Source organism: Pseudochrobactrum sp. sp1633 (genome assembly GCF_030376605.1).
Lineage (GTDB): Bacteria > Pseudomonadota > Alphaproteobacteria > Rhizobiales > Rhizobiaceae > Pseudochrobactrum.
Map to the genome: position 1 here is coordinate 58,005 of NZ_JARRAE010000004.1, position 22,601 is coordinate 80,605.

At 52.7% G+C, this 22,601-nt stretch carries 17 protein-coding genes and 1 pseudogene; 17 read left to right on the forward strand and 1 reads right to left on the reverse strand.

What is annotated here, in order from left to right; genetic code table 11:
* Positions 1 to 31: 31 nt before the first annotated feature.
* Positions 32 to 1,033, reverse strand: a complete 1,002-nt coding sequence (locus tag P8H26_RS05690; RefSeq protein WP_289631916.1) for a D-glycerate dehydrogenase — start codon at positions 1,031 to 1,033, stop codon at positions 32 to 34.
* A 194-nt stretch (positions 1,034 to 1,227) separates the two neighbouring features.
* Here P8H26_RS05690 and P8H26_RS05695 point away from each other — a divergent pair, with 194 nt between their 5' ends.
* The 17 genes and pseudogenes from P8H26_RS05695 (at position 1,228) to pnp (ending at position 22,577) form a co-directional block, all read left to right on the forward strand.
* The gene (locus P8H26_RS05695) at positions 1,228 to 1,881 is read left to right on the forward strand and encodes an SH3 domain-containing protein (protein WP_308446652.1); all 654 of its coding nucleotides are present in this window, start codon (positions 1,228 to 1,230) and stop codon (positions 1,879 to 1,881) included.
* Positions 1,882 to 1,983: 102 nt separating this feature from the next.
* Positions 1,984 to 3,411: a tRNA (N6-isopentenyl adenosine(37)-C2)-methylthiotransferase MiaB gene (miaB, locus tag P8H26_RS05700; RefSeq protein ID WP_289631917.1), complete on the forward strand. Its 1,428-nt coding sequence runs from the start codon at positions 1,984 to 1,986 to the stop codon at positions 3,409 to 3,411.
* Positions 3,412 to 3,831: 420 nt separating this feature from the next.
* On the forward strand, positions 3,832 to 4,872 hold the full coding sequence (locus tag P8H26_RS05705) for a PhoH family protein (RefSeq protein ID WP_289632189.1): 1,041 nt from the start codon (positions 3,832 to 3,834) through the stop codon (positions 4,870 to 4,872).
* A 95-nt stretch (positions 4,873 to 4,967) separates the two neighbouring features.
* On the forward strand, positions 4,968 to 5,462 hold the full coding sequence (gene ybeY / locus P8H26_RS05710; protein WP_289631918.1) for an rRNA maturation RNase YbeY: 495 nt from the start codon (positions 4,968 to 4,970) through the stop codon (positions 5,460 to 5,462).
* 2 nt (positions 5,463 to 5,464) lie between these two features.
* The gene (locus tag P8H26_RS05715) at positions 5,465 to 6,502 is read left to right on the forward strand and encodes a hemolysin family protein (RefSeq protein WP_289631919.1); all 1,038 of its coding nucleotides are present in this window, start codon (positions 5,465 to 5,467) and stop codon (positions 6,500 to 6,502) included.
* Positions 6,503 to 6,691: 189 nt separating this feature from the next.
* A complete protein-coding gene (lnt, locus tag P8H26_RS05720) occupies positions 6,692 to 8,317 on the forward strand; it encodes an apolipoprotein N-acyltransferase (protein ID WP_289631920.1) in 1,626 nt (541 codons plus the stop codon).
* A 138-nt stretch (positions 8,318 to 8,455) separates the two neighbouring features.
* Positions 8,456 to 8,869 carry a helix-turn-helix domain-containing protein gene (locus P8H26_RS05725; protein ID WP_289631922.1) on the forward strand — a complete coding sequence of 138 codons (414 nt, stop codon included), beginning with the start codon at positions 8,456 to 8,458 and terminating at the stop codon, positions 8,867 to 8,869.
* Between the two features lie 385 nt (positions 8,870 to 9,254).
* Entirely contained in the window at positions 9,255 to 10,520 is a 1,266-nt protein-coding gene (gene metK, locus P8H26_RS05730; protein WP_289631924.1) for a methionine adenosyltransferase, read from the forward strand.
* Positions 10,521 to 10,683: 163 nt separating this feature from the next.
* Entirely contained in the window at positions 10,684 to 11,442 is a 759-nt protein-coding gene (locus P8H26_RS05735; RefSeq protein ID WP_289631926.1) for a tRNA (guanosine(46)-N(7))-methyltransferase TrmB, read from the forward strand.
* Positions 11,443 to 11,623: 181 nt separating this feature from the next.
* On the forward strand, positions 11,624 to 12,304 hold the full coding sequence (rimP, locus tag P8H26_RS05740) for a ribosome maturation factor RimP (RefSeq protein ID WP_289631928.1): 681 nt from the start codon (positions 11,624 to 11,626) through the stop codon (positions 12,302 to 12,304).
* Positions 12,305 to 12,411: 107 nt separating this feature from the next.
* Positions 12,412 to 14,025, forward strand: a complete 1,614-nt coding sequence (gene nusA / locus P8H26_RS05745; RefSeq protein WP_289631929.1) for a transcription termination factor NusA — start codon at positions 12,412 to 12,414, stop codon at positions 14,023 to 14,025.
* 251 nt (positions 14,026 to 14,276) lie between these two features.
* Positions 14,277 to 14,888, forward strand: a pseudogene (locus tag P8H26_RS05750) (RNA-binding protein); the annotation flags it as partial.
* 65 nt (positions 14,889 to 14,953) lie between these two features.
* Positions 14,954 to 18,016 (forward strand): translation initiation factor IF-2, encoded by a 3,063-nt coding sequence (infB, locus tag P8H26_RS05755; RefSeq protein ID WP_289631933.1) that lies wholly within the window; start codon positions 14,954 to 14,956, stop codon positions 18,014 to 18,016.
* A gap of 131 nt (positions 18,017 to 18,147) precedes the next feature.
* Positions 18,148 to 18,591: a 30S ribosome-binding factor RbfA gene (gene rbfA, locus P8H26_RS05760; RefSeq protein WP_289631934.1), complete on the forward strand. Its 444-nt coding sequence runs from the start codon at positions 18,148 to 18,150 to the stop codon at positions 18,589 to 18,591.
* Positions 18,591 to 19,577: a tRNA pseudouridine(55) synthase TruB gene (gene truB / locus P8H26_RS05765; RefSeq protein ID WP_289631936.1), complete on the forward strand. Its 987-nt coding sequence runs from the start codon at positions 18,591 to 18,593 to the stop codon at positions 19,575 to 19,577. Before rbfA ends, truB begins: the two co-directional genes overlap by 1 nt.
* 216 nt (positions 19,578 to 19,793) lie before the next feature.
* On the forward strand, positions 19,794 to 20,063 hold the full coding sequence (rpsO, locus tag P8H26_RS05770; RefSeq protein WP_113943696.1) for a 30S ribosomal protein S15: 270 nt from the start codon (positions 19,794 to 19,796) through the stop codon (positions 20,061 to 20,063).
* A 372-nt stretch (positions 20,064 to 20,435) separates the two neighbouring features.
* A complete protein-coding gene (gene pnp, locus P8H26_RS05775; protein WP_289631937.1) occupies positions 20,436 to 22,577 on the forward strand; it encodes a polyribonucleotide nucleotidyltransferase in 2,142 nt (713 codons plus the stop codon).
* The last annotated feature ends 24 nt before the right edge of the window (positions 22,578 to 22,601 follow it).

A 22,601-nucleotide genomic window follows, 5' to 3' on the forward strand; every position in this document is an offset into this window, starting at 1 on the left:
TTCAGCGGCTTTTTTAATAAATTCGATGCGCTTAAACCTTTGGCGGCAACACGCGGTCCGGTGCGCGGTGCCCGTCCCAGAAAGCGCGGATATTGACGATGACTTTATCGCCCATATCAATACGTCCCTCCATCGTGGCAGAGCCCATATGTGGCAGCATCACCACTTTGCCTTCAGCAGCCAGTTTCAGCAAACGTGGGTCAACCGCTGGATGCTGCTCAAACACATCAAGACCAGCGCCTGCAAGTTTGCCCTGCTCGATCTGATGGATCAGGGCATTTTCATCGACAATCTCGCCGCGTGATGTGTTCACGAGATAGGCATTCGGCTGCATCAGCTCGATGCGCCGCGCTGACAAAAGGTGAAATGTTGCCGGTGTCGAAGGGCAGTTGACGGAAATAATATCCATCCGCGCCAGCATCTGGTCGAGGCTGTCCCAATAGGTTGCTTCCAACTCTTCCTCAACCGCCGCATGAACCCGCTTGCGGTTGTGATAGTGAATAGCCAGACCAAAAGCTTTGGCACGGCGCGCAACAGCGGTGCCAATGCGGCCCATGCCAACAATACCGAGGCGCTTGCCCCAGATGCGGCGACCCAGCATCCATGTCGGAGACCAGCCCGGCCATTCACCGGAAGTAGAAAATATATTCGCTCCCTGCACGAGGCGGCGCGGCACTGAAAGGATCAGCCCCATTGCCATATCGGCGGTGTCTTCTGTCAGCACATTAGGGGTATTGGTTACCGCAATGCCGCGTTTGGCAGCAGCAGCAACATCAACATTGTCCACGCCATTGCCGAAATTGGCGATCAGTTTCAGATTGGCACCGGCCTGCTCAATCAATTCTGCGTCAATCACATCGCGAATCGTCGGCACCAGCACATCGGCCTCGCGCATGGCTGCGGCCAGCTCTTCACGCGACATTTTATGATCATCAATATTCAGGCGCGCATCAAACAATTCGCGCATGCGCGTTTCAACCGGATCCGGCAATTTCCGGGTAATGACGACCAATGGTTTCTTTTTGCCCGACATTTCTACCCCTTTGATGTGTCGCGTTGAGACCTCCTTAACCAAGAAGGTGCAGAGTGCGGCATTGTCATGGTTCATCACCTGTCTAGCAAGGCAGACGAACAAAGACAAAGAAAAACCGCCGGTCTGGGTAAGCCATTTTAATACACAATCCGGTGATGGTAATATACCACAATATAAGCCGGTCGGGACTGTGAATGAAACTGCATATGCGTAAAACAGAAAAATCAAAATTTTATCTGCTGATGGCCGCAAGCCTCCTTTCCGGTTTATTTCTGCTGCCTTCTTTAACCGGAGGACATCGCGCAAATGCACAAAATGCCGACACACAACAGGAAGCCCCCGCGCTTGAAGAGGGCCCGTCCGGTGAAGAGCCATCATCCAAAGAAACAGCTTCTTCCGCCAATCTGGGGCCAAGCGGCCTGCCAATTCCTCGTTTTGTCAGCCTGAAACCTGCCCGCGTGAATATCCGTGTTGGTCCGGGGCGCGATTATGGTGTTTCATGGCTTTATACAAAGTCCGGCCTGCCGGTCGAAATTATTCAGGAATATGATAACTGGCGGCGTATCCGCGATGCAGACGGCACAGAAGGCTGGGTTTATCAGTCGCTTCTCGCCGGCAAGCGCACAGCGATTGTTGCACCGTGGGAACGCGGCAAAAGCGAGAATCTGATTGATCTTTATGCCAGTGCCAGTGACACATCTCGCGTGATTGCCCGTGCAGAACCGGGTGTCATCAGCACGATCCGTGAATGCAACGGCCAGTGGTGCCAGCTCGATGTTCAGGGCGAACGCGGCTGGATCCGGCAGACACTGATCTGGGGCGCCTATCCCGGCGAAGTTTTTGACTAAGCGAAGCAAAGGCCTGATCGTAAAATCCATCTGAGTCTTCATACTGGTTTGCGCGCATCTGTCCCCTTCTCAACGTAAGGGAAAAGCGTTAAAAGCCGCTCCATGAAGGATCAAACAGCACCCCAACCGCATCACGAGACCTCAGACGCCGTGCTTGGCGTCTCAACGTCCGGTAATGACCTGTCCAACAGCCGCAAGGTTTTTGTTAAAACCTATGGCTGCCAGATGAATGTCTATGACAGTCAGCGCATGGCCGACAGCCTGGCCAGCGAAGGCTACGTCACCACCGACTCTGCCGATGATGCGGATATGGTGCTGATTAATACCTGCCACATCCGTGAAAAAGCCTCCGAAAAACTGTATTCCGCGCTGGGTCGTCTGCGCAATTTGAAGAATAAACGCCAGGCTGACGGCAAAGACCTGATTATCGGCGTTGCCGGTTGCGTGGCACAGGCCGAAGGCGATGAAATTCTGCGTCGTTCCCCGACCGTTGATCTCGTGGTCGGCCCGCAGACCTATCACCGTCTGCCGCAGGCATTGGCACAGGTGCGTGAAGGTCTTCAGGTTGTTGACACCGAATATGCGGTGGAAGACAAGTTTGAACATCTCCCAGTTGCCAGCCGCGAGCAGGTTCGTAAACGTGGTGTCTCCGCATTTCTGACCGTGCAGGAAGGCTGCGATAAATTCTGCACTTTCTGCGTGGTGCCTTATACACGCGGTTCTGAAGTTTCCCGTTCTGTTGCCCAGATCGTTAATGAAGCCACGAAGCTGGCACAGGCCGGTGTGCGTGATCTGACGCTGCTCGGCCAGAATGTGAATGGCTGGCATGGTGCAGGTGATGACGGCCGTGAATGGGGCTTGGGTGAGCTGCTCTACCGCTTGGCAGAAATTCCGGGCATTGCCCGTTTGCGCTACACCACCAGCCATCCGCGCGATATGGATGAAACGCTGATCAAAGCGCATGGTGATCTCGATATTCTGATGCCTTATCTGCATCTGCCGGTGCAGTCTGGTTCAGACCGCATTCTGAAAGCTATGAACCGCAAGCATAAAGGCGAGGATTATATCCAACTCATTCAGCGCATTCGTGCTGTGCGCCCTGACCTTGCCTTGTCCGGTGATTTTATTGTCGGCTTCCCCGGTGAAACCGATCAGGATTTTGAAGACACAATGCAGCTGGTGCGTGACGTGGGCTATGCACAGGCCTATTCGTTCAAATATTCACCACGTCCCGGTACACCGGGCGCTGATCTGCCTGACCATGTGGACGAGGCCGTCAAGGATGAACGCTTGCAGCGTCTACAGACGCTGCTCAGCGAACAGCAATATGCATTTCAGAATAGTCTTGTCGGTACGGAAATGGATGTTCTTCTGGAAAAACCGGGGCGCTTTGAAGGCCAGATGATCGGCCGTTCACCGTGGCTTATTCCGGTCATTCTTGACAATGAAACGGGTGAAGTCGGCGATATGATCCGTGTACGCGTGATCTCAACCGGCACCAACAGCCTTGTCGCCGAAAAAATAGCTTAAAGCGCTTCCGGCAACAGTGCGCAGTACCTACGAAGAGCAATCAGTCCAGTGGACTGATTGATGATCCCGCTTCAATGTATAGGATATGCGTAAAAACAAAGGTTTCGAGCCGATTCAAAATTCAGTTTCAACTGAAACCGCTCTAAATAATGCTCAAGCCCTGAACGGCTCTGCTTTCCCGCGTGACAGTGTCATTAATCTGTACCATAATCGTGTCAAATATGATCCGTCACGGCGGATCAGCGCCTCTTAGAACGTCCTGCGTCTTATGGGCGTACAAAGGTCGCTCTGACAGTTTAAATGTAAAGCCAAACCGCAATCAAGGAGAGCCGGTTGAACGTCACCACGGGCAAACAGGTTACTAAAGAACTGAAAAACCCCGCCACCACAATCCCTGCACTGCAGGATGGCGCGTCCGATATGGCTCATATTGTCCTCGACTTTGACAGCAACCGGCTGGCCAGTGCGCTGTTCGGACAATTCGACGAAAATCTTAGTTATATTGAGCAAAAGCTCGGCGTTGATGTGCGCTCAAAAGGCAATCAGCTGATCCTGCGCGGTGAAGCTGCTGCCACGGCACAGGCACGCATGGCACTGGATCACCTCTATTCGCTTTTGCAAAAGGGGCATGATCTGAGCAAGTCCGATGTCGATGGTGCATTGCGCATGGCCGCCACTGCCACACCGGTGAGTGACGATCAGCTGAGCCTGCCGACATTGGAATCCAAAGCGCGTCTCTCCGCAGCGCAGATCTCCACACGCAAAAAGACCATCTTTGCCCGCACGCCGACGCAGGATGCCTATATGCGTGCGATGGAGCGCTCGGAACTGGTGTTCGGCACCGGCCCTGCCGGTACGGGTAAAACCTATCTCGCCGTTGCTCATGCCGCTATGCTGCTGGAACGCGGTCTGGTGGAGCGTATTGTGCTTTCCCGCCCGGCGGTTGAAGCCGGTGAGCGGCTCGGCTTTTTGCCCGGTGACATGAAAGAGAAGGTCGACCCTTATCTGCGCCCTCTCTACGATGCACTTTATGACATGATCCCTGCGGATAAAGTCGAGCGTGCACTGGCTGCCGGCGTGATTGAAATTGCACCTCTCGCTTTCATGCGCGGGCGCACACTGGCACATGCTGCTGTCATCCTCGATGAGGCGCAAAATACGACAACCATGCAGATGAAAATGTTCCTGACCCGCTTGGGCGAAGGGTCTCGTATGATTGTCACCGGCGATCCGAGCCAGATCGATCTGCCGATCGGTCAGAAATCCGGCCTTGTGGAAGCGCTGGAAATTTTGGGTGATGTTGAGAATATTGTTACTGTGCGTTTCAGTGACAAAGATGTGGTGCGTCACCCGATGGTTGCTGCAATTGTCCGTGCTTATGAAAAGCGCGGCGCTGCCCGAACACTCAGCCGCCAAAAACACATTGTTACTGAGGGTGAAAACACGCCTTCAGAAACCTAAATACATATTCTGACTATATCTGATCTGTTTAACAGCCCGCCTTTTTTTGCACAGGCGGGCTGTTATCTTAGTTATTAGGCTCTCACGGAACTGAAATGATAACAATCGACATCCTTACTGAAAGCCCGCTCTGGGGTGACAGTGAAACTTACGAAACACTTGCACAATCCTGCGTTGATGCTGTCTGGGCGCGGCTTGAACTGCCGAAAAAACCGACAGAACTGAGTCTTGTCCTGACCGATGACGCCTCGATCCGCACCATCAATGCGGAATGGCGCAATAAAGACAAAGCCACCAATGTGCTGTCTTTTCCGGCTTTTGACATCGCGCCGGGCGACGCACCGGGGCCGATGCTCGGCGATATTATTATTGCGCGGGAAACAGTTGAACGCGAAGCACAAGAAGAAAACAAAAGTTTTGACCAGCACCTGCATCACATGATTGTGCATGGCCTGCTGCATCTTCTGGGCTATGACCATGAGGATGATGAAGAAGCGGAAGAAATGGAAGGACTGGAGCGCGAAATTCTTCATGCTCTTGCCATACCTGATCCTTATACTGTACATTCAACCGATAATGAAAACGATTGACCATGGCTGATCAGACTAATCACAACTCTTCAACGGGCGCTGTTAACAGCGACGCCGTTTCTCAGAATGATCCGGAAGCGCAGAGTACGGGGCAAAGTCCTGTACGGTCGGGGGGAGCCGAAAAACGCTCGCTCTTTGCCGGATTATTTCCGTTTCTCCGTTCCCGCCAGACCAGCTCGATCCGTGAGGATTTGACAGATGCATTGTCTGATGATGCCGGCGGAGACACCGCTTTTTCTGCAGAAGAAAAGGCAATGCTCAACAATATTTTGCGCCTGCGGGAGCTTCGCGTTGATGACGTGATGATCAGCCGCGCCGATATTGAAGCGATTGAATATTCAACACCGCTTGGTGAACTGCTGGAACTGTTTGAATCGTCCGGCCACTCCCGTATGCCGGTTTATGTTGAGACGCTCGATGATGCGCGCGGGATGATCCATATCCGCGATGTTCTCAACTACATTACCCGTATGAGCAGACAGCAAGCTTCCGATACGGAAACCGCTGCCGCTGCCAAGCGCTATGATCTTTCTAAAATTGACCTCACTACGCCGATCAGCGAACTGAACCTGATGCGCAAGGTGCTGTTTGTGCCATCTTCTATGCTGGCAAGCAGCCTGATGGCGCGTATGCAGGCCAGCCATATCCAGATGGCACTGGTGATCGACGAATATGGCGGCACAGACGGCCTCGTCTCGCTGGAAGATATTGTTGAAATGGTTGTCGGCGATATTGAAGACGAGCATGACGACGAAGAATTGTCGCTGATCCGCAGCCCTGACGGCTCCTACATCGTTGATGCGCGCGCGGAACTGGAAGAACTTGAGAAACTGATCGGCCCCGGTTTTATGCAGGGCGAAGACAGTGAAGATGTGGACACACTCAGCGGGCTTATCATCTCGGCTCTGGATCATATTCCGGAAACCGGCGCTATTGTTGATGCCTTGCCTGACTATGAACTGGAAGTGCTGGAAGCTGATTCACGGCGCATCCATAAAGTACGGATCACCCCGAAAAATTCGAATTATTTTCAAGGGTAATGACCACACTCTGTTCAATAAAAAACACCGCCGCCATGCCGGCGGTGTTTTTGTTTCTGTATTATCTTCTCAGTTTTTCTTAATCTTCGACTCATAAACTAAGTAGAGCGCCGTGTGCCCTTTTGGGCGCACAAGACTCGCTCTACACTTTATATTTGCAGCCTTTTCCCTATTGAAAGACCGAACATAGTGAGCAGCTTTTATCAACGCCTGACTGAAACCATCACCGGCTGGCGTAAAGCGCTTCTGACGGTTTTTGCCGGTGCTGTTGTCACGCTGACATTACCGCCGTTTGATCTTTTGCCTGCCGGTTTCATCGGCTTTCCGCTGCTCGTGCTCCTCATTGACAGCGATACATCACTCGCGACCGGATGGAGACGATTACTCCCCGCTTTTCGCACCGGCTGGCTGTTTGGCTTTGGTTATTTTCTCGCCGGTCTGTGGTGGATCGGCATGGCATTGCTGGTTGATGCGGAAAACTTCGCATGGGCATTGCCGCTCGCCATTCTCGGCCTGCCTGCCTTTCTTGCGCTTTTCTTCGCTTTTGCAGTGGCGCTGGCACGGGTTTTCTGGGGAGCGGGCATCATCCGCATTCTGGTGCTGGCGATGGTGCTCGGCATCACCGAATGGTTCCGCTCCTTTATTCTTACAGGTTTTCCGTGGAATGCGCTCGGCTATACGCTGATGCCCTCTCCTTTGTTCATGCAGTCAGTCACCATTACCGGTCTTTACGGTATGAATATTCTGGCCGTCGTGATTTTCGCAATGCCGGCCTTGTTGTTCGGAAATGATGAGCAGCGTTTTGGCTGGCGTACCGGCATCATAGCCGCACTTGCCCTTCTCAGCGCCCATGCCGGATATGGCACATGGCGGTTGCATCAGGCACCATCCCTACAGGATCAGGCAGCAAAAGATGCGCCAGTAATCCGGCTGGTGCAGGCCTCCATTGCACAGGATGCGAAATGGGATGACCAGCTGCGCCGTGCGATTTTCGACAAGCATCTTGAGATCAGCACCCGCCCGCCTGCAAGCGGCCAGCCTTTGCCTGATGTGATTATCTGGCCGGAAACATCCGTGCCTTATGTGCTGCCGCAGGCAGAAGCGGCTTTGAAAGCCGTAGGGCAGGCACTGCAACAAAACCAGACAATCCTTGCCGGAGCGGTGCGGGCGCAGGAAAGATTGCCCGATAGCCAGAACGGCGATCAGGAACCGCTCTATTACAACAGTATTTTCGCGATCAACGCTTCCGGTCAGGTAGAGGCGACGGCCGACAAGGTTCATCTTGTGCCTTTCGGTGAATATCTGCCGCTGGAAGGCTTGCTGCGTTCCTTAGGTATGCAGGAAGTGGTGGAAATGCCCGGCGGCTTTACGGCGGCACCGGCACGCCATTCACTCACTGTCAGTCCGCATATGACACTGCTGCCACTGATCTGTTACGAAGCGATTTTTCCGTCTGAGCTTGGCTATCAGGGCAAGAGCGTAGATGCGATCATCAATATCACCAATGATGCATGGTACGGGAATACACCGGGCCCCTACCAACATTTCCGTCAGGCGCAAGTGCGCGCCGTCGAACAGGGGCTGCCGCTGCTGCGTGCAGCCAATAACGGCATTTCAGCAATTACTGATTCTTACGGTCGAATCACCGGTCAAATGAAACTGAATGAAATCGGCTATATTGATGGCCGTCTGCCGCCTAAGACGACAGGCTTCTGGGGTAAACCGGCCGGAGAAATGCAGTTCTTCGGTATTCTGTTCATCTTGCTCGTAATTTCATGTGGTTTACATGCCATCCGTACCGAGCGTTTCGGTTGACATCATATTTTTGATGTTATGATATACACATGAAACTGATGAAATTTCAGATTACCCTATAATTCTCCGAAAAATATGCTGATTTAAGCAAGCCATTTTTCATCAAGGAAAGCTCGCATAAGCGAGGAGCATTTGTGAATGACCGAGAATAAAAAGAAACCCAATCCAATTGATGTTCACGTAGGCAGCCGCATTCGCCTGCGCCGTAACATGCTCGGTCTTAGTCAGGAAAAACTCGGCGAAAATCTCGGCATCACCTTTCAGCAGATTCAAAAATATGAAAAAGGCACCAACCGCGTCGGTGCCAGCCGCCTGCAAGCCATCTCATCAATCTTAAGTGTGCCGGTTGCCTTCTTTTTTGAAGATGCTCCCGAGCAGGCAGGCCAGCAGAATTCCGGCTTTTCAGAAGACAATGAAACAACTTATGTTGTTGATTTTCTTCATACAAATGAAGGTGTTCAGCTGACACGCTATTTCACCAAAATCTCCGATCCGAAAGTACGCCGTAAAATCATTGATCTGGTAAAAACACTTGCCAATGATGATGAGTGACATCTGGAGTCGGTGTCAGCGCGAATTCAATTAAAACAGAATCCCTGAAACTGACCTATCTCATTGTTTTGTCGCATTATAGCAGGTGCTAAATGCGACAATTTGGCTGCTCTATGCGCTAAATCTCACACATAAACACATGCAGATAGTTGTATATCTTATCGTTTCGTGCTGATTATACGCGAAAATAACGTCTGATATCTTTATAGAGCAAATGCTCCTCTTTCATACCGTAGCGGACACGCTTTTCTGAAAGCGTCCGGAAACGGTTTGAAAACGGCGCGCAATGATTTATCAGCAGTTCGTGCGCAGAAACGCACAATGCTGAAAGCAACTGTTTCTCCGGAGAGCAAGGCACTCCGCAGATTTTCAAGAGGGGTTTCCCGTGTCACGCAGTTCCTATCTTTTCACCAGTGAATCGGTATCCGAAGGTCATCCGGATAAGGTTTGCGATCGTATTTCCGATGAAATTGTAGACATGATCTACAAGGAAGCACGCAAAACCGGTGTTGATCCGTGGTCTGTGCGTATTGCCTGCGAAACCCTTGCCACGACAAACCGCGTGGTGATTGCCGGTGAAGTACGTGTGCCGGACACACTGCTGAAAAAAGACAAGAACGGCGAACTTATCCTTGACGCTAAAAATCACGTTCAGGTTAACCCTTCCCGCTTCCGCTCGGCTGCGCGTAAAGCCATTCGCGAGATCGGTTATGAGCAGGAAGGCTTTAACTGGCGCAATGTGAAAATCGACGTACTGCTGCATCCGCAATCAGCGGATATTGCGCAGGGCGTGGATAATGCCGCCGACCGTCAGGGTGAAGAAGGTGCAGGCGATCAGGGCATTATGTTCGGTTATGCCTGCCGTGAAACACCGGATCTGATGCCGGCGCCAATCTATTACGCCCATAAAATTCTTGAGCTTCTGTCTGCCGCGCGTCACGCCGGTGAAGGCGATTACGCCAAGCTCGGCCCTGATGCTAAAAGTCAGGTGACTGTGCGCTATGCAAACGGCAAACCTGCAGAAGTGACCCAGATCGTGCTGTCGACCCAGCATCTGGATGCTTCATGGGATTCTGCCAAAGTGCGTCAGGTCGTTGAACCGGTGATCCGTGAAGCGCTCGGTGATCTGCCGGTTGCTGCAAATTGTAACTGGTACATCAACCCGACCGGTAAATTCGTCATCGGCGGACCGGATGGTGATGCCGGTCTGACCGGACGTAAGATCATTGTTGATACTTACGGCGGTGCAGCCCCGCATGGCGGCGGTGCATTCTCCGGTAAGGACACCACCAAAGTTGACCGTTCCGCTGCCTATGCCGCGCGCTATCTGGCTAAAAACGTGATTGCTGCCGGTCTTGCCGACCGCTGCACCATTCAGCTGTCCTATGCGATCGGTGTTGCCCAGCCGCTCTCGGTCTATGTTGATCTGCACGGCACCGGCAAAGTTGCCGAGAGCGATGTGGAAACAGCATTGCGTCAGGTGATGGACCTGTCCCCGACCGGTATCCGCAAGCATCTCGACCTCAATAAACCGATCTATGCCAAGACCGCATCCTATGGCCATTTCGGCCGTAAAGCCGGTCGCGACGGTTCTTTCTCATGGGAAAAGACCGATCTCGTGAAGGCACTGAAATCCGCTCTTAAAGTCTGATTTCATTCTCAATATTCTAGATTTCAGGGCGCCATGTTTCTCTCATGGTGCCCTGATTTTTTAAGTGCGCACCAAAAATCAGTAGACTTTCCGTCGCTGATTATGTGTAAAGCGGCTTCATTATTCCCATTCCGATTATCTGAACCATAAAGAAACGCACACGATGTCTGATACTGAACGCAACTGTGACCTCAAGGATGAAGCCGTGAGCGCAGAGTCCTCTGAACAACAGATACGCGGCTCGCGTGCGACTGAAGCTTTTTATGGTCGCCGTAACGGCAAGCCTTTGCGTCCGCATCAGCGTTTTCTGCGCGAAGATCTGTTGCCTCAGCTCAAGCTCGATCTGCTGAGCCCTGCGCCGCAGGATCTGCGCACATTGTTTATGGCTGATGTTGCGAAAGTGCGCATGGAGATCGGTTTTGGCGGCGGTGAGCATCTGGTGCATGAAGCCACCCGCAAGCCTGAGGCCGGTTTTATCGGCGTTGAGCCTTTCGTCAACGGTATGGCGAAAATGCTTGGCGCACAGGATGCCAATCCGCTGCCGAACCTGCGCCTCTATGATGACGATGCCACACTGGTGCTCGACTGGCTGCCGGATGCATCGCTCGACGGTATTGATCTGTTCTACCCTGATCCGTGGCCGAAGAAGAAACATTGGAAGCGCCGTTTTGTCAGCCAGAAAAACCTGACCCGCTTTGCCCGCGTTCTGAAGCCTGGTGCGCTGTTCCGCTTTGCCTCTGACATTGATACTTATGTCAACTGGACATTAGAACATTGCCATGAGCACGGCGCGTTTGAATGGCAGGCACAAAGTGCTGCCGACTGGCATACACCCTATGAAGCATGGCCGGGCACACGCTATGAAGCCAAAGCTTTCCGCGAGGGCCGCAAGGCTGCCTATCTGACATTTATACGACGTTAATCAGAGCTGCATGAGCAGTCTTGTCAATCTCTGCAGTTTTCTGTATAGTTGCTTCAAATTCTTGGTCGGTAGAACAAGAGTGGGTCCCACCGGTCCCGCTCTTTTTTGTTTGGTAGCACACTGATACCTGAACTACCCGACTGCAAACGATCTAGTACGAACGGATTTTAAGGAATACCGGGTGAACGAACAAACACAACAGGAACAGGTCATTACAGCGCTTGACGCGACACAGGATGAACCACGCATTATCCGTGAAACGGGTATTGATGCAAAAGTGGCATCGCTGATCGAACCTGCGATTAATGCGGCAGGTTTCCGTCTGGTTCGCGTCCGCCTTTCCGGCCTTAACGGCCTCACCCTACAGATTATGGCTGAGCGTCCGGACGGCACCATGACCGTTGAAGATTGCGAAATCGTAAGCCGCACCGTATCTCCGGTTCTCGATGTTGAAGATCCGATTGACGGCAAATATCACCTCGAAATTTCTTCACCGGGTATCGACCGCCCGATGGTTCGTAAATCTGACTTTTCCAACTGGCAGGGTCATATTGCCAAGCTTGAAACTTCAATGCTGCATGATAACCGCAAAAAATTCCGCGGCCGCATCATTAAAGTTGAAGCCGGTTCAGTCACACTGGAAGCCGATCAGGCGACTTACGGCGCCGAAGCTCAGACGGTTATTCCTTTTGAGCTCATCGTTGACGCAAGACTTATTCTGACCGATGACCTGATCCGTGATGCCCTGCGCAAGGATAAAGCCCTGCGTGAAGGCCGCATTCCCGGCGATGAACTGAGCGATGAAATCTCTGATCTGTCGGTTGATTCATCGGCACAGAGTGACGAATCAGAAAAAGAATAAACAGATTTGAGGGCGCTCCTGTCATTAAGGCGACGGGATAGTCATTCAAGGTAAAAAAGCTTTCGCACCCAGAAGCAAAAAACGGGTGCTGCACCAAGGAGAGACCAATGGCAGTCAGTGCAAACAGGCTAGAGCTTCTTCAGATCGCTGATGCGGTTGCGCGGGAAAAATCCATTGACCGCGAGATCGTGATTGCAGCGATGGCTGATGCCATTCAGAAAGCTGCCCGCTCGCGCTATGGTCTGGAAACCAACATCCGTGCCGACATCAACTCCAAGAGCGGTGAAATCAAACTTCAGCGTCTGCTTGAAGTCGTTGAAACCGTCGAAGATTATGCCACGCAGATCGCGCTGGAATCCGCACGCGAACGCAATCCTGATGCGCAGATCGGCGATTTCCTTGCCGACCAGCTGCCGCCAATGGATTTCGGCCGTATTGCTGCCCAGTCCGCCAAGCAGGTTATCGTGCAGAAAGTGCGCGAAGCCGAGCGTGATCGCCAGTATGACGAATTCAAAGATCGTCTTGGTGAAATCATCAACGGTACCGTCAAGCGCGTTGAATATGGCAATGTGGTTGTTGATCTCGGTCGCGGTGAAGCCGTTGTACGCCGTGATGAACTGATCCCGCGTGAAGCTTTCCGTTACGGTGATCGTATCCGCGCTTATGTTTATGACGTGCGTCGCGAACAGCGCGGTCCACAGGTTTTCCTGTCGCGTACCCATCCGCAGTTCATGGCTAAACTCTTCACGATGGAAGTGCCGGAAATCTACGACGGCATCATCGAAATTAAATCGGTTGCCCGCGATCCGGGTTCACGCGCCAAAATGGCCGTTGTGTCCCGTGATAGCTCGATTGATCCTGTCGGTGCCTGTGTTGGTATGCGCGGTTCTCGCGTTCAGGCCGTTGTCGGCGAATTGCAGGGTGAAAAAATCGACATCATTCCGTGGTCGCCAGATGCAGCAACCTTCATCGTTAACGCCTTGCAGCCTGCGGAAGTGGCCAAGGTCGTTCTGGATGAAGATGCAGAACGTATTGAAGTTGTAGTTCCGGATGATCAGCTGTCGCTGGCCATCGGCCGTCGTGGTCAGAACGTGCGTCTTGCCTCTCAGCTGACCGGCTGGGACATCGACATCATGACTGAAAACGAAGAATCCGAACGCCGCCAGAAAGAATTCACTGAACGCTCCGCTTTGTTTATGGATGCGCTGAATGTGGACGAAATGGTTGGTCAGGTTCTGGCCTCCGAAGGCTTTGGCTCTGTTGAAGAAATCGCCTATGTCGAGAGCGATGAAATCGCTTCGATTGACGGTTTTGATGCAGATACAGCCGCTGAAATTCAGGATCGCGCCAAGGAATATCTGGATCGTCTTGAAAATGATCTGAATGATCGTCGTCTTGAACTGGGCGTTAGTGATGAACTGCGCGATGTTCCGGGCCTGACCAGTGCAATGCTTGTTGCAGTTGGTGAAGACGGTGTGAAGACTATGGATGATTTCGCCGGTTATGCGGTGGATGATCTCGTGGGCTGGCGTGAGCGTAAAGACGGTGAAACCGTAACGCATGCCGGTGTTCTGACGCCGTTTGAAGTTTCGCGCGCAGATGCCGAACAGATGGTTCTTACAGCCCGTCTTAAAGCTGGCTGGATTACAGAAGATCAGCTGGAAGAAGCAGCCAATGAACTGGCTTCGACAGGCGATGATGAAGAGCAGGCAGATGCTTAATCAGCATTTTGCTCCTGCCGTTCGCGCGGACGGATTTTGATGTCCGCGCATCGGCATCTGACTGGAAAGGCAACCTGTATCGGCATTTTTGATACAGGTCTGTTTTCCGACAACCTGCATATAGCCGGAGACAATCCGTCCCCGGCTGTCATGCGCACACATTTTGCAGGGCGCCTTGCCCTTGCACTCATATTAAAGTAGAAAACAGTTCCTCTCCACCGGCGCTGTTTTCGAGCGAAGTGGAGTTCTGGTTGAAACCGGATAAAAACGACAGGACCTGTATTGTTACGCGTGAGAGCGGCCCGGCTGTAGATCTGATCCGGTTTGTGGCTGCACCCGACGGTAGTGTTGTACCGGATCTGAAGCGCAATTTACCCGGACGCGGATGCTGGATTAAAGCAGAACGGCATATTGTTGATGAAGCGGTTAAACGCAAACTGCTGCCCCGTGCACTGAAAACGCAAGTATCAGTGCCGGAGGATTTGGGCTCTCTGGTCGACAGACTATTGACAAAATCCGCGCTTGGCAGTCTAGCACTGGCCAGAAAGTCCGGTGTCGTGGTGACAGGATCGGCAAAAGTTGATTCTGCTGTGCGTACCGGCCGCGTTATAATGGTGCTTCATGCGACGACAGCGGCTGCCGATGGTATCCGCAAGCTGGATCAGGCGCGTCATGCGACAAAACTGGCTACGGCAAGAGATATAAAAGCCTATTCCCTTTTTACAGGGGATGAAATGGATTTGGCATTTGGCGGCGGAAATGTAATACATGCCGCCGTGATTGAAGGAACGGCAGCAACCGGGTTCGTCACGCGGGCGCTTCAACTGCATAAATATCGCGGCGAGAGCGCAGCGAACTTGGATAATCGGGCAACCAGTGCTGATAAGGAAACGCAATCGGCCAGTGCTGCGAAGGAAACGGAATCGGAATGAGCGACAGTAATTCAAACGACGACAAGACGCTGAGCGTCGACACAAAAAAGACGCTGACCATCAAGCGGCCAGGAGTCGAACAGAGCACTGTGCGGCAAAATTTCAGCCACGGACGCAGCAAATCGGTTGTTGTTGAGACGAAAAAACGCAAGTTTACCCGTCCTGACGAAAAGCCGGAAGCTGTAGCCGCTCCTGCTCCTGTCCAGCCAGCTGCGCCGGCTCCAGAACCGGCACCGGCACCAGTTGCCGCACCGGTTGCAGAAAAGCCTGTTGTTGCTGCAGAAACAGCCCCGACACCGGCTCCTGTGAGTGAAGCTGTTGCTGCTCCTGTTGCTAAAACAGAAAGCGCACCGGCTGCCCCACAGGCACCAAAACCAGTTGAAGCAGCGGTTGTAAAACCGGCTGCACCGAAGCCTGTTGCGCCTAAACCGGCTGCTCCTCAGGCTGCACGTCCTGCAGCTCCTGCTGCAGCAGCCCGTCCGGGTGCTCCTACAGGCGGTCGCCCTGCAGCTGGCGGTTACAACAAGCCACAGGGCTCACGCCCGGGTGGTCGCAACGATCAGCGCAACCGTTCTAATGACCGTGGCGGCATGGTGCTCAACACCCTGTCCTCATCGGAAATGGACGCACGTCGCCGCGCACTTGAGGGTGCCGTCATCCGTGATGCGGAAGATCGTAAGCGCGCTGAAGCAGAAGCCATTCGCCGTGCGGAAGAAGAAAAGCGCCGTGAAATCGAGCGCCTTGAATCCGAACGCCGCCAGGCTGAAGAAGATGCACGCCGCAAAGCTGAAGCCGAAGTTAAAGCTAAAGCGGAAGCTGAAGCACGCAAGCGCGAGCCTGTGACTTCTGCCCGTCCGGCATCCCCGCGTCCAGCTGGTGATCGCCCTTCAGGTGATCGTGCGGGCGGTGATCGCTCTGGTGGCCAGAACCGTGGTCCTGCCGGTCAGAACCGCCCTAATCAGGGTGGCTACAACCGTACCGGCGGCGCACCTGCCCCGCGTGACATCAATGCCGAAGCACCGCTGGCCGATAAGAAACCGACCCAGCAGGTTCTCAACCGCAAACCGCAAAAAGATGATGAAGATGATCGTCGCGGTCCTGCAGGCGTTCGTCGCAATGTGGCAGCGAAACCAGAAGTGCGTGCGACCAAGCCTACAAAGGCTGAGGAAGACCGTAAGCGCGGCAAGCTGACACTGACAAGCAATCTGGAAGATGAAGGCCGTTCGCGTTCACTTTCGGCTATGCGTCGCCGTCAGGAAAAATTCAAGCGCTCGCAGATGCAGGAAACCCGTGAAAAGATTTCGCGCGAAGTGATCGTTCCTGAAACCATTACAATTCAGGAACTTGCACAGCGTATGGCTGAGCGTGCCGTTGACATCATCAAATACCTGATGAAACAGGGTCAGATGATGAAGCCGGGCGATGTGATCGATGCTGATATGGCGCAGCTTCTGGCTGAAGAATTCGGCCACACTGTTAAGCGCGTTGCAGAATCTGACGTTGAAGAAGGTATCTTCACCACTGAAGATGATCAGAGCGCAATGATCTCCCGCGCGCCGGTTGTGACCATCATGGGTCACGTCGACCACGGTAAAACATCGCTGCTCGATGCTATTCGTCAGGCGAATGTTGTATCCGGTGAATCCGGTGGTATTACCCAGCATATCGGTGCTTATCAGGTTGAACAAAACGGCCATAAGATCACCTTTATCGATACGCCTGGCCACGCCGCCTTTACACAGATGCGTGCCCGTGGTGCGCAGGCGACCGATATTGCCATTCTGGTTGTTGCCGCAGATGACAGCGTGATGCCGCAGACGATTGAATCCATCAATCATGCGAAAGCAGCAGGCGTTCCGATCATCGTGGCGATCAACAAGATCGACAAACCGACTGCTGATCCGCAGAAAGTTCGCACAACCCTGCTGCAGCACGATGTGTTTGTAGAATCGATGGGCGGTGAAGTGCTTGATGTGGAAGTTTCCGCCAAGAACAAGATCAACCTCGACAAACTGCTTGAAGCCGTTCTGTTGCAGGCTGAAATTCTTGATCTGAAGGCAGATCCGACACGGACAGCTGAAGGTGTGGTTATCGAAGCTCAGCTCGACCGTGGTCGTGGTGCGGTTGCAACCGTTCTGGTTCAGAAGGGTACATTGCATCCGGGCCAGATCATTGTGGCCGGCAGTGCATGGGGACGTGTCCGCGCCCTCGTCAATGACCGTGGCGACCATGTTAAAGAAGCTGGCCCAGCTATGCCGGTTGAGGTTCTTGGTCTTGACGGTACGCCGCAGGCCGGTGATCGCTTTACCATTGTTGCCAATGAAGCTAAAGCACGCGAAATCACTGAATATCGCCAGCGTCTTGCCCGTGATAAGGCAGTTGCCCGTCAGGCCGGTTCCCGCGGTTCGCTGGAACAGATGATGTCCAACCTGCAGGCCACCGGACTCAAAGAGTTCCCGCTGGTTATCAAGGGTGACGTTCAGGGTTCGGTTGAAGCGATTATCGCTTCGCTCGATAAACTTGGTACAGATGAAGTTCGTGCACGCATCGTTCATTCGGGTGCCGGTGGTATTACCGAGAGCGATATTGCACTCGCTGAAGCTTCGAATGCCGCTATCATCGGCTTCAACGTCCGCGCCAATAAACAGGCACGTGATGCAGCAACACAGCAGGGCATCGAAATTCGCTACTACAACATCATCTACGATCTGATTGATGATGTGAAAGCAGCAATGTCCGGTCTTCTGCCACCAGAACGTCGTGAAACCTTCATCGGTAATGCTGAGATTCTCGAAGTCTTCAACATCACTAAAGTCGGTAAAGTTGCCGGTTGTCGTGTTGTTGACGGTAAGGTTGAACGTGGCGCCGGTGTACGTCTTATCCGCGACAGCGTGGTTATCCACGAAGGCAAACTCAAGACACTCAAGCGCTTCAAGGACGAAGTGTCCGAAGTGCCGATGGGTCAGGAATGTGGTATGGCCTTTGAAAACTACGAAGATGTACGCGCAGGCGATGTCATCGAAGCGTTCCGCGTTGAGATGATCACACGTACGCTGTAATTAACAAGTCAGCGGCAGTGCCTGATAAACAGGCATTGCCGCTGTTTCCTTTTTAAAAAAGCCGTTCAAGGCTTTGCGGTTATCGTGCATTTTTGCCCTTTCCGCCTCATCCAATATTTTTTGGAGTCCACATGTCCCGTTTTACCTCTACAGGACCGTCCCAGCGCCAGTTGCGCGTCGGCGAACAGGTTCGTCATGCAGTGGCTCAGGTGCTGTCACGCGGCGAAATCCGCGACGATGTTCTCAACAACACCGTTGTATCTATTACTGAAGTGCGCATGTCGCCGGATCTTAAAATTGCGACCTGCTTTATCAGCATTGTCGGCAAGACAGATGTGCAAACCGTCATTAAAGCACTGGCAGCCAATGCGAAATTCCTGCGTGGCCGTGTTGCCCCGCAATTGCGCCAGATGAAATATATGCCGGAATTCCGTTTCCGTCCTGATACCAGCTTCGATAATTTCGCCAAGATTGATGCATTGCTGCGCTCGCCGGAAGTTGCTCGCGACCTGCAGGATGACGACAGCGATGATAACGCTACCGATACAACAAACGACAACGAGAATAACGGCTGATGGCACGCAGAGGTAAGAAAAAAGGCCGTCCGGTTTCCGGATGGGTGATTTTTGACAAGCCGAAAGGCATGGGCTCTACCGAGGCCGTTTCGAAAATCAAATGGCTATTCAACGCAGAAAAAGCCGGCCATGCAGGCACGCTTGATCCTCTGGCCTCCGGCATGCTGCCGATTGCTCTGGGTGAAGCCACCAAAACTGTGCCTTATGTGATGGATGGTACCAAAATCTATGCCTTCACAGTGACATGGGGCGAAGAACGCTCGACCGACGATCTGGAAGGGCCTGTCACCAAAACCTCTGACAAACGCCCGACAGAAGCCGACATTCTGGCATTGCTGCCAAAATATACCGGCGTTATTCAGCAGACACCGCCACAATTCTCCGCCATTAAAATTGACGGCGAACGTGCTTATGATCTGGCGCGTGAAGGGGAAACAGTTGCCATCCCTTCCCGTGAAGTTGAAATTGACCGGCTTGAACTGGTTGAGATCAATGAAGCCGGACAAGCCCTGTTTGAAGTCGAATGCGGCAAAGGGACTTATGTGCGTTCTCTCGCCCGTGATATGGGACGTGATCTGAACTGTTTCGGCCATATTGCTGAGCTGCGCCGTTTGGAAGTTGCCCCGTTCAATGAAGATGATTTCGTAACGCTTCAGGAACTGGAAGCCGCATGGCCGCCACTGCCGCCTAAAGCGGAAGAAGGCGATGCGGAAGCGGAAGCCGAAGTTGCTCCCGCTGCACCGCGTAACTTTGCTGCGATTGATGATCTTATCATTGATACCGGTGCTGCGCTGGAAGAACTTGTGCAGGTTGCCCTGTCCGATGATCAGGCGCATCGCGTCCGCATGGGTAATCCGGTTATTTTGCGTGGTCGTGATGCACCAGCGGAAGCTGATGAAGTCTGCGCCAATCATAAAAACCGCTTGCTGGCTATCGGCTATATTGAACAGGGTATGTTCAAACCAAAGCGGGTTTTCACGCAGTAAACCTTATGCTTCCCGTTCATAACGATTCTTAAAAAAGCCTGCCTTGCAGGCTTTTTTGAAATGTGTCTGGAAATAAGCCACAGTTTCGATTATATGATCGTCAGGTTCCGTATCAGGCATTACCCAATGCTGACAGTACTGAACTATATAAACGGCCCCGGCTGGACGACATCTTGGCCACGGGCGACTTTTCCTCTTAAACAAAAGGACATTTCGATGTCGATTACTGCTGAACGCAAACAGGCTCTTATCAAAGAATATGCAACGAAAGAAGGCGATACCGGTTCTCCTGAAGTACAGGTAGCCGTTCTTTCAGAACGCATTTCCAACCTGACCGGTCACTTCAAAGGCCACAAGAATGATAATCATTCCCGCCGTGGTCTTCTGAAAATGGTTTCTCAGCGCCGCACTCTGCTCGACTACCTCAAAGGTGTTGACGAAGCGCGCTATCAGAGCCTGATCGGCCGTCTCGGCCTGCGCCGCTAAGCGCATTCTCCGGCGAAAATCTTTATGGTTTTCGCCGGAATTATTTACCGGTACGGGCATATGCATCAAAACCGTCCGGAGAAAACAGAGTATCAAAGGTCAGATGACCTGAAAAATACTCTGCAATTTCAAAAAACTGCATCATCTGTTTGAATTATCATCAAAGACAGCCGATGCAGCAGGGCTTTAACGCAAATGTCGCAAAAGCCCGATATGGAACTGTATTGAACAGGTCCTGCTGGCAGGATTGCAGGCAGCTCGTCATAGAATTCCGAGCTTCCCGTTGTCTTGCCCGCGCCCTGTTCCAAACCGGAATACTGCCCGCGCTCCAATCAGCGCTGAAAATCAGATATTCCAAACCAAGGACAAGATATGTTCAACACTCATAAAGTTGAGATCGAATGGGGCGGCCGTCCGCTCATTCTGGAAACCGGCAAGGTCGCCCGTCAGGCTGACGGCGCGGTTATCGCCACATACGGTGAAACAATGGTGCTGGCCACTGTTGTTTCGGCCAAGGAGCCAAAGCCGGGTCAGGACTTTTTCCCTCTGACTGTAAACTATCAGGAAAAAGCCTATGCAGCCGGTCGTATTCCGGGTGGTTACTTCAAACGTGAAGGCCGTCCGAGCGAAAACGAAACTCTGGTTTCCCGCCTGATCGACCGTCCGATCCGCCCGCTGTTTGCGGACGGCTACAAGAACGACACACAGGTTGTCATCACTGTTATTCAGCACGATCTGGAAAATGATCCGGACGTCTTGTCGATGGTTGCAGCTTCTGCCGCTCTCACCCTTTCCGGCGTGCCTTTCATGGGCCCGATCGGTGGTGCGCGCGTTGGTTACATCAACGGCGAATATGTGCTGAACCCGCATCTCGATGAAATGGCCGAATCCAAACTGGATCTGATTGTTGCCGGTACGACTGATGCTGTTCTGATGGTTGAATCAGAAGCACAGGAACTGTCGGAAGAAATCATGCTCGGCGCTGTTGTTTTCGGTCAGAAAGGCTTCCAGCCTGTGATCGACGCCATCATCAGCCTTGCTGAAGTTGCTGCGAAAGAACCACGCGACTTCCAGGCGGAAGATCTTTCCGCTGCTGAAACTGCAATGCTCGCAATCGTTGAAGACGATCTGCGTACAGCATATAAAATCATCGACAAGCAGGCCCGTTATACCGCTGTTGATGCTGCAAAAGCCAAAGTTAAGGCTCACTTCCTCCCGGAAGGCGCAGAAACAACTGAATATACTGCTGAACAGATCGGCGCCGTATTCAAATCCCTGCAGGCGAAAATCGTTCGCTGGAACATTCTCGACACCGGCAGCCGTATTGACGGCCGTGATCTGTCGACTGTTCGCCGCATTGAATCGGAAGTCGGCGTTCTGCCACGCACACACGGTTCGGCTCTGTTCACCCGCGGTGAAACACAGGCTATCGTTGTTGCAACACTGGGCACCGGTGAAGATGAACAGTTCATCGACACACTGACAGGTCTGCGCAAAGAATCCTTCCTGCTGCATTACAACTTCCCGCCATATTCCGTTGGCGAAACCGGCCGTATGGGCTCACCGGGTCGTCGTGAAATCGGTCACGGCAAGCTGGCATGGCGCGCGATCCATCCGATGCTGCCTGCCAAAGATCAGTTCCCTTACACCCTGCGTGCGGTTTCTGAGATCACTGAATCCAACGGTTCATCGTCGATGGCAACCGTTTGCGGTACCTCGCTTGCGCTGATGGATGCCGGTGTTCCTCTGACCCGCCCTGTAGCCGGTATTGCTATGGGTCTGATCAAAGAAGGCGAACGCTTCGCTGTTCTCTCCGACATTCTGGGTGATGAAGATCACCTCGGCGATATGGATTTCAAGGTAGCCGGTACAGAAAACGGTATCACTGCCCTGCAGATGGACATCAAGATCGACGGTATTACCGAAGAGATCATGAAAATCGCTCTGGAACAGGCTAAAGGCGGCCGTATCCATATTCTCGGTGAGATGGCAAGAGCTCTGTCCGGCGCACGCGCTGAACTCGGTGAATTTGCACCACGCATCGAAGTGATGAACATTCCGACCGACAAGATCCGTGATGTTATCGGTTCCGGCGGTAAAGTTATCCGCGAAATCGTTGAAAAGACCGGTGCTAAAATCAACATCGAAGATGATGGCACAGTCAAAATCGCTTCTTCTTCCAGCAAAGAAATTGAAGCGGCAAAGAAATGGATTCACTCCATTGTTGCAGAACCTGAAATCGGCGAAATCTACGAAGGTACAGTTGTTAAAACTGCGGACTTCGGCGCATTCGTCAACTTCTTCGGTCCGCGCGATGGTCTGGTGCACATTTCGCAGCTGGCTTCAGACCGCGTTGCCAAGACCACCGATGTGGTTAAAGAAGGCCAGAAGGTCTGGGTTAAACTGATGGGCTTTGATGAGCGCGGTAAAGTGCGCCTGTCGATGAAAGTTGTAGATCAGGAAACCGGCAAAGAAGTCGTTGCCGAAAAGAAAGAAGAAACCGCAGCTGAATAAGCTGGTTTCAAGCTCTGAAAAGCC

Coding starts and splice junctions, on each gene's coding strand:
- pnp (WP_289631937.1), top strand. CDS start 20,436: ATGTTCAACACTCATAAAGTTGAGATCGAATGGGGCGGCCGTCCGCTC.
- nusA (WP_289631929.1), top strand. CDS start 12,412: ATGGCAGTCAGTGCAAACAGGCTAGAGCTTCTTCAGATCGCTGATGCG.
- P8H26_RS05705 (WP_289632189.1), top strand. CDS start 3,832: ATGGCTCATATTGTCCTCGACTTTGACAGCAACCGGCTGGCCAGTGCG.
- P8H26_RS05735 (WP_289631926.1), top strand. CDS start 10,684: ATGTCTGATACTGAACGCAACTGTGACCTCAAGGATGAAGCCGTGAGC.
- truB (WP_289631936.1), top strand. CDS start 18,591: ATGGCACGCAGAGGTAAGAAAAAAGGCCGTCCGGTTTCCGGATGGGTG.
- P8H26_RS05695 (WP_308446652.1), top strand. CDS start 1,228: ATGAAACTGCATATGCGTAAAACAGAAAAATCAAAATTTTATCTGCTG.
- rbfA (WP_289631934.1), top strand. CDS start 18,148: ATGTCCCGTTTTACCTCTACAGGACCGTCCCAGCGCCAGTTGCGCGTC.
- ybeY (WP_289631918.1), top strand. CDS start 4,968: ATGATAACAATCGACATCCTTACTGAAAGCCCGCTCTGGGGTGACAGT.
- infB (WP_289631933.1), top strand. CDS start 14,954: ATGAGCGACAGTAATTCAAACGACGACAAGACGCTGAGCGTCGACACA.
- P8H26_RS05715 (WP_289631919.1), top strand. CDS start 5,465: ATGGCTGATCAGACTAATCACAACTCTTCAACGGGCGCTGTTAACAGC.
- P8H26_RS05725 (WP_289631922.1), top strand. CDS start 8,456: ATGACCGAGAATAAAAAGAAACCCAATCCAATTGATGTTCACGTAGGC.
- P8H26_RS05690 (WP_289631916.1), bottom strand. CDS start 1,033: ATGTCGGGCAAAAAGAAACCATTGGTCGTCATTACCCGGAAATTGCCG.
- rpsO (WP_113943696.1), top strand. CDS start 19,794: ATGTCGATTACTGCTGAACGCAAACAGGCTCTTATCAAAGAATATGCA.
- miaB (WP_289631917.1), top strand. CDS start 1,984: ATGAAGGATCAAACAGCACCCCAACCGCATCACGAGACCTCAGACGCC.